The organism is Oryzomicrobium sp. (assembly GCF_036820405.1).
Taxonomy (GTDB): Bacteria; Pseudomonadota; Gammaproteobacteria; order Burkholderiales; family Rhodocyclaceae; genus Oryzomicrobium.
Genome location: NZ_DAISLS010000012.1, coordinates 177,181 through 184,024 on the forward strand (window position 1 = coordinate 177,181; position 6,844 = coordinate 184,024).

Here is a 6,844-nt window from a genome sequence, read left to right on the forward strand (position 1 = left end):
TTGCGTATGCATAGTCTCAGTGACGGGACGACATTATACGCTTTGCCATACGTGGCCGTATGGTCTGATATCAAATCTTAGATGTAAGTGTCGGGAGCGAAGGAGGCTTGAAGCAGTGGCACCCCGTGCATTTCGGGGCTGTGAAGGTCTGGTGCCTGGGAGGAGGAGGCAGGGAGTCGCTTTGGGGCTGGAGAGGCTGGAGGGCCTAGTGGGCAACCTTGACGGCCATGGGCGTCAGACGCAGCCAGATTTCGTCGTCCCAGTCCCGTACCAGGGATGAGAACGCAGCCCCTTTGGCAACCTTTTCCCAATCCTGTGTCAGGAAGGGGGCGTCGTCGAAGTCGTCGCTGCAGGTCAGGGCCACGGTGAGGAAGAGCAGTTGTTCCATCTCGTCCTGTATCCCCCGGGCGAGGGCGCGCCGGTTGATGCGGTCGAGCCGCTCATGAAGCGCGGCGCCGTGCGTCGCCGGCAGGATTTCGGGCACCTTTTCCAGCAGCTTTGCATAGTGCATGTCGATGGCGGTCAATCGCATCAGGTCCGCGTGTTGCCAGTCACTGAGGACGAATGGCAGGAGTTCGCCGTTATCGAGCAGGATGTCGGGGACGCGGTCGACATGGGGGAATGTCCGTTCTTCCAAGCGGCCCGTACGGTCTAGCCAGGCCCAAAGGGCTATCGTCTCGCCAAGCACTTGGTTTTGCAGTGGACTCAGGATCGACAGCATGGGTGAAAGAATTCGGTTATCCGCTAGCCGGCCATAAAAAGCCTGGCCTTTTCCCATATGGATTTCCGATAACCAGGCCAGCAATCGAGGGAGATGGTCTCGTTGTTCGGAATGGAGCGAGATGAATTGCAGCGTAGGTACGCCGTTGGTGATTTCCAGGATCAGGGGCAGCGCGATTTGCCTGGCAGGGCCTTGCAGATCGAAGAGAAGCAGCCCCAGTCCCTCATGTGCTTCGGGATGGTTATTGGCCACGGGCGATAACCAAGTGATTCCGGCCCGGGTAAGCTTGCGGAGACTGCGCTCGCCCACCAGCGCTCCATCGATCAGGCAATAGACATGGTGACCTAAGGCGTCTTGCTGCGTGAGCCAGTCGCGAACTCCAATATGTAAGTCCGGAGGATGAGGGTTTTGCAAAAAACGGGTTTTTGCCGTTTTCATAAAATATTTGTAATTTATCGCTCTTGGGGATGAGCGCAGTAGGGATTTTTCAGTTTTTAGAGATTGTATTGCAGCGCGACGGTGCTCCCCCCGGTCTAATGTTTTGGGACCAGATGTTTTTTTGGTGAGAGGGAAGGTCACGGGGGCGTTGTTATTGTTGGAGATGATTGGTGAATGTTTTTCTTTGGTTTTGTTTGTGTCAATAAAAGAAGTTCGGTGCTTGGGTAGATTCGCCTTGTATTTTAGATGCTGGCTATTTTAAGCGGCGCATTGTGCGCCAAGGTTCTGTTTTCAATATAAGGTAAGTTCAGGTTCGTCCGTGATTTCAATCCAGCAGGCAAACAGAGGGTGCCCGTTAATAACCATCGGAGGGCCTGCTCGATGAGCACGGAATCCTGCATGGCGGAGTAATCGTTCGACGCCAAGAGGGGATACGGTAATCAGTCGTTTTGCACCCAAGTGAGCTGCAGTGGCGATTGCCTTCTTCAGTAGCGCAGTGGCGATTGGCGAAGACAACTGCCCTCTTGGAGAGCCCGATGCGTCAGACACATCTACAGCCGCGAACCTGGAGAGTTCCCACACATCAGGGGATTCGGGAGGTGCGAGGCCATTGAGTAGCTGCGGGAAGACTCCGCTTAGCAGGTAGGGCTTTGTGGAGGGTAAAAGCCTGGCGCAGCCGTTGATGCTGCCTTCATTGTTGCGGGCGACAACATATACCGTATCATGGCGATCAAACTGATCCTGTTCATGACCGTTCGGGGTCTCAAGATCCCAACCAAGCAGTTCAACGAATACTTCGCGCCGGTAAGTGCCTAGATCGGCATACAAATCCTGTTTCAGTTCACCCCGATTTCCAGAAACGATAATCATACCGACCCTCGCAATGATGCGTGATAGGTATTGATTTAAATAGGTTTGAACAGTACGGGTAACTGTCAACGCTGACAGTTTTCCCGATGAGAGATTGGCTATAGGCCGTTGGCCTTATGCTTGATTAGAGCTGCTTTAAGTGGGAAAAATGGCTTGGTTCGTGCGGAGGAGAGAGCGTTTTTTCTTGCCTGATTATGCGTATCGCATTGATATGTGCTCTCGTACATCATCTTCCCAGCCAAATTGGTCAATCTTGGCGATCGCCAAGTCTGATGTTGCTTCGTCACCTAAATCACGACCGTTTTCTGCATCAATGAGCATGACGTTGGAGCGGGGGCGCCCAACACGTACGTAGCAAGGCCGGCCACATGTCAGATCGAGGTGCCAATCCCACCCGATGGTAACTGCTGGTGTAGAACCCGAGAGCCACTCTGTATAGCCGCTGATCAAGGCTTGAGTGCCATCTTCTGCCGCAAGTGACGCTGTGTCGTCGTCGAGCCCTGAGAGGAAGTGCCGCAGTGGCAATTCCATAAAACTCGATGAGGACATGCGAATGTACCCATCCAAAGAAACAGTTAGGCCAGCAGTTTGATGAGTGCTGTGATTGATTGTGCGGTAAAGGTTGTTCATTGCTTTGGTTCTCATGCATGTATTTATGTGATTTAAGCTACACGAGTGCTTTTCTCCTGAATAGTGTCAATACTGACAGAGTAGAGTGGCTGTATGCTTAGATGGCTAGGAGAGTAGCGATGAGGTTATGGCAAGATGAAATGCTCGCAAAAATGCAAATGGCATCAACAGAGCAGCAGCTATTTGAAGTGATCAAGGCTGAGGCGCAGCGAATAGGGTTCACACATTGCGCATATGGGTTACGGCTTCCTTTGCGTTTCACGGAACCGAAGACGGTGATGTTGAATACCTATCCGGAGGAATGGCAGCAGCGCTATGTTTCTGAGGGTTATCTTGCTATCGATCCCACAGTTCAGCATGCAAGCAAATCATTGTTGCCTCTAGTGTGGACGGAGGATGTATTTAGCAAAACACAGGAATTCTGGGAAGATGCCCGGGCACACGGCCTTCAATATGGATGGGCCCAATCCTGTGTTGACATGCAGGGCATCCGCGGTATGCTAACCCTGGCCCGACATACCGAGCAGTTGTCCGAAAAAGAGTTAAAGGAAAATGGGTGCCAGATGGTATGGCTCACCCAAGTCGCGCATCAATGCATGTGCGACCTAATATCGGCGCGCCTGCTGCCGGAGACTGCTATTTCACTCTCGATGCGCGAAAAGGATGTATTGCGCTGGACCGCAGAGGGGAAAACATCAGGAGAAATTGCGGATATCATCAACATAACTGAGCGAACAGTTAACTTTCACATTGCAAGGTCGATGGAAAAACTTAATTGCGTGAATAAAACTGCTGCAACAGTAAAGGCGGCGCTTCTGGGTCTGCTAATCTAATAGTAATGGTTTAATGCTTGTAAGTATTAACCTGGCAATCCAATAGGTTCATTTTGGTTGATCAAGCGGCCTATTAAATTTTTGGGTGAATCGCCCCGGTTTTGATAGACACCAGGTTATGGGCTTTCAGGAACGACAGCCATACATGGCTGCTGAATTGGCTGCCTTGATCAGAATGGATGGTCACCGTCGCTTTGGGCTGCCGGCGCCAGACGGCCATCACTAACGCATTGAGCACCACGTTTGTTTCCATGCGGGACTGCATCGACCAGCCAACGACCTGCTGGGAGAACAGATCGAGTACCACGGCAAGATAAAGCCAACCCTCGTGTGTCTGGATATAGGTGATGTCGGTAACCCAGCCCCGATTAGGGGCTTGCACATCGAACTGTTGTTCCAGACGATTTGGGGCGACGACTGCCGGCTTGCCGTAGTCCCTCTTGCGCCGACGATAGCCCATCTGCGAGCGTAGTCCGCCAACCTGCATCAGCCTATAGACACGATGCTTGCCGCAGTGCTCGCCCAAATCCCGCAGGTCCGCGATGATCTTGCAATAGCCATATACGCTGCTCCAGCCACAACTGTTTGATCAGCCCCAAGAGCCGTTGGTCGCTCTTGTCCCGGGGGGAAAATGGCTCGGCTCGCCAGGCGTAGTAACCGCTCGGACGCACGGGCATCATCTGACACAACCGCCACAGGGAATGTCGCTTCTTCTCGCGCTTGATGACGGCGTACCTTACCGGGACTCCTTGGCAAAGTACGCGGCGGCCTTTTTTAGGATGTCGCGCTCCTCGGTGACGCGCTTCAACTCGGCCTTCAAGCGCCGAATCTCGGCGGAATGGCTTTGCTGCTCCTGCCGGGCTTCTGCCGGCAGGCTGTATTGCTTGAGCCACGCATACAGGCTGCGCGCTGGCACCCCGATTCGGCTCGCTGCCTCAACGACTGGATAGCCCGGTTCGGTTACCTGCTTAACCGCCTTGATCTTGAATTGTTCCGGGTAACGCTTTCTGCTTATGGCAAATTCATATTCCTTCGAGTTTAAAGCTTAAAGGTGTCTACTTGTTCCGGGTCTGTTCAATGAATTTCTTTTCTAGTTTTTTTGTTTTTGTCAAGGTTAGATTGGTGCCGTTCCAGTTGTAAAAAAACTTGCCTTCTGTCTTGTCATTTATCTTTCCGTTAATTGTAATCATATGGCTGTTGGTTTTAAATTCAATTCTTGGCTCGTCGTTCCCCATGACGCCCACTACGAAGTCAATTTTTCTATCGGTGAAGACTTTTCCATCATCTTTGTTGACGATAGCAAACTCATGGAAATCAGTTCCGCATCCCCATGTTATTAAGATATAGTGGTTGGCAAAATTTGCAGGCTTTTTTGAGTTAAAAGCAATTATGGATTTGAATTTTTTGGATTTGTTTGTTGTGAATGATAATGTTGTTGAGGTTTTATTGTTTGACTTGGATGGTTCAATGTTTTTTATGTGGTTTGTTTTGATTATTTGAGGGGCTGCGAGTGCTGCGGCTGAGAAAAGGGAATAAATTATAAAAATGGTATTTTTCCCCATGGTGAACCTTCGTTAAGTTGCCTTGGGTTGGTCGCTCTTATAGGGGCGCGTTGGTGACTGTAAAAGTTATTTTTTCGTCTTTTATTTCAATTGTTCCTATTTTGTCTTCTTCTTTATTAAAAAAATCCCAATGTATTTGAATGCTTTTTTTGGAATGGCTAATGGCATCTATTAGTTGGTTGACGTCTGACCCTTTGGGTGCTATTGATTGGGAGCAGCTGGCAATGATGGTTGACCACTCTTTTTTAGGGGCTGGTTGAGAAAGGTTAATGATTCCTAGGTGTGTTTCGGATCCTGAGCCGCATTGGCCGCTAAAGCCATTTAGGGTGCTTCTTTCTGTAAATATGTAAATTATTCTATCGTTTTTTAGAAACACCTGATATTCAAGTGGGAGGAAACCAATTGCCCAGTCCATATCGACTGAGATTGGGTTGTATGACTGCCTTTTCTTTTCTATGGGTAATCTTGTTTGATTTGTTTTGGCTACTATTCCATAGTATTCTTTGTTGCTGAATTTTTGAGTGGTGTATTTTATTTGATGGTTATGGCATTTATATGATCCTATTATTTTTTTGTTGATTGATCCGGTCTCCGGGCTGCATAGAGTATCTGAGTATGATGCCAGAGGGGCGGTTGCTAACAATGTCAGCAATGTGAATCTAATTTTTTTTAATATGATTGCCATGGTGTTTCCTATATATGGGCTCGTTTTGCTTAAGTTTGATTTGCTAATTTTTTAAATTTCTTGTTTTTCAAAATTTTATTTTTTGTTTAAATGGGTTGTGCAGTGTGTTTGGTTTTTAACCAAGTTTTAATTTGAATTTGGCTCTTAGCTACGCTGGTAGAGTCATCGAAGAGTAGTCCGTTGTAGCCGTTGCCTTTGCATTCTTTGCTTTTGATGCTGGTGAGGGGGCGGTTGACGGGGAGGTCGCCGGCTCCGGAGTAGCTGGGGGGGCGGTGGTTGCCGTTGTAGAGGCCGGCGGTGATGATGGGGCGGTCGATGTCGCCGTCGAGGAAGTCCACCAGGACTTCTTGGCCGATGCGCGGCAGGTACTGGTGGCCCCAGTGGGTGCCAGCCCGGGGGGGCGATCCGGAGCCAGCAGCTGGGGCGGTCGTCCCGGGCGGCGCCGCCGTCGGGGTGGTCCTGTTCGCGGGCCCAGTGGAATTGGATCTTGATGCGGCCTAGGTCGTCGGTGTGGATTTCTTCGCCCGGGGGGCCGACCACAGTGTTAGGTTTCTTGTTCCCATAAAGAGAGCAGCCGGTAAAACACTCACAACAGCTCGGCTTCTCGTCTATGCTCAAAACGCCCCGGGGCGGGGACGCAGGGTGGGGGCCACCTTGTCCCAGAGTGCGATGGACTCGGCCTCGTTGAAGGGCTTGCTGGATAGCGGTTTGCGGACAGCCGCCTCTTCCAAGGTCAGCGAAGGATGTGGCGCTCTGACTCCTGAAACGAAATCGAGCACGAGTACGGGGGTTTGAGCAGAACCAGTTTTGGCGTTCGCTTCCAGGGTGAAATCCAAAAGCATCAGATCGGATTCTTCCGACTTGCGCGTCAGCAGCCATTCCTGCGCAGAGGGAATGGGACCGGTGACCTTGCCCTTTCGTAGCGTTCGGCCCGAGGCGTGTTTCAGCGCCTTCTCAATGGCAGGGCCTCTGTCCAAGAGCTCATCATCCTGAATAAGGTCACTCAGTGAATGAAAGGTGAAATAGGCATCCTTGGATTGGCTCAGGTGGTATGGGCTGCTGCCGGTTCGGCTGACACCGGCTTAAGCTTTTTGAGCATCCTCGA

8 protein-coding genes and 1 pseudogene are annotated in these 6,844 nt (G+C 50.7%); 1 reads left to right on the forward strand and 8 read right to left on the reverse strand.

The window, feature by feature from the left end:
* Positions 1-205: 205 nt before the first annotated feature.
* The 3 genes from V7Z98_RS13395 to V7Z98_RS13405 all read right to left on the reverse strand — a co-directional run bounded on the left by V7Z98_RS13395 (position 206) and on the right by V7Z98_RS13405 (position 2,659).
* Positions 206-1,159 carry a hypothetical protein gene (locus tag V7Z98_RS13395; RefSeq protein ID WP_334158522.1) on the reverse strand — a complete coding sequence of 318 codons (954 nt, stop codon included), beginning with the start codon at positions 1,157-1,159 and terminating at the stop codon, positions 206-208.
* Positions 1,160-1,450: 291 nt separating this feature from the next.
* On the reverse strand, positions 1,451-2,029 hold the full coding sequence (locus V7Z98_RS13400) for an acyl-homoserine-lactone synthase (protein ID WP_334158523.1): 579 nt from the start codon (positions 2,027-2,029) through the stop codon (positions 1,451-1,453).
* 192 nt (positions 2,030-2,221) lie between these two features.
* Positions 2,222-2,659 carry a DUF4902 domain-containing protein gene (locus tag V7Z98_RS13405; protein WP_334158526.1) on the reverse strand — a complete coding sequence of 146 codons (438 nt, stop codon included), beginning with the start codon at positions 2,657-2,659 and terminating at the stop codon, positions 2,222-2,224.
* A 140-nt stretch (positions 2,660-2,799) separates the two neighbouring features.
* Here V7Z98_RS13405 and V7Z98_RS13410 point away from each other — a divergent pair, with 140 nt between their 5' ends.
* Positions 2,800-3,492, forward strand: coding sequence for an autoinducer binding domain-containing protein (locus V7Z98_RS13410; protein ID WP_334158528.1), 693 nt, complete (start codon positions 2,800-2,802; stop codon positions 3,490-3,492).
* Positions 3,493-3,598: 106 nt separating this feature from the next.
* Here V7Z98_RS13410 and V7Z98_RS13415 read toward each other — a convergent pair.
* The 5 genes and pseudogenes from V7Z98_RS13415 to V7Z98_RS13435 form a co-directional block, all read right to left on the reverse strand.
* A pseudogene (locus V7Z98_RS13415) lies at positions 3,599-4,507 on the reverse strand (IS3 family transposase); the annotation flags it as partial.
* Positions 4,508-4,547: 40 nt separating this feature from the next.
* Positions 4,548-5,054, reverse strand: a complete 507-nt coding sequence (locus V7Z98_RS13420; protein ID WP_334158530.1) for a hypothetical protein — start codon at positions 5,052-5,054, stop codon at positions 4,548-4,550.
* Between the two features lie 37 nt (positions 5,055-5,091).
* A complete protein-coding gene (locus tag V7Z98_RS13425) occupies positions 5,092-5,739 on the reverse strand; it encodes a hypothetical protein (protein ID WP_334158532.1) in 648 nt (215 codons plus the stop codon).
* An 86-nt stretch (positions 5,740-5,825) separates the two neighbouring features.
* On the reverse strand, positions 5,826-6,077 hold the full coding sequence (locus V7Z98_RS13430; RefSeq protein ID WP_334158534.1) for a hypothetical protein: 252 nt from the start codon (positions 6,075-6,077) through the stop codon (positions 5,826-5,828).
* A gap of 276 nt (positions 6,078-6,353) precedes the next feature.
* Positions 6,354-6,785 carry a T6SS immunity protein Tli4 family protein gene (locus tag V7Z98_RS13435; RefSeq protein ID WP_334158545.1) on the reverse strand — a complete coding sequence of 144 codons (432 nt, stop codon included), beginning with the start codon at positions 6,783-6,785 and terminating at the stop codon, positions 6,354-6,356.
* Positions 6,786-6,844 lie beyond the last annotated feature (59 nt).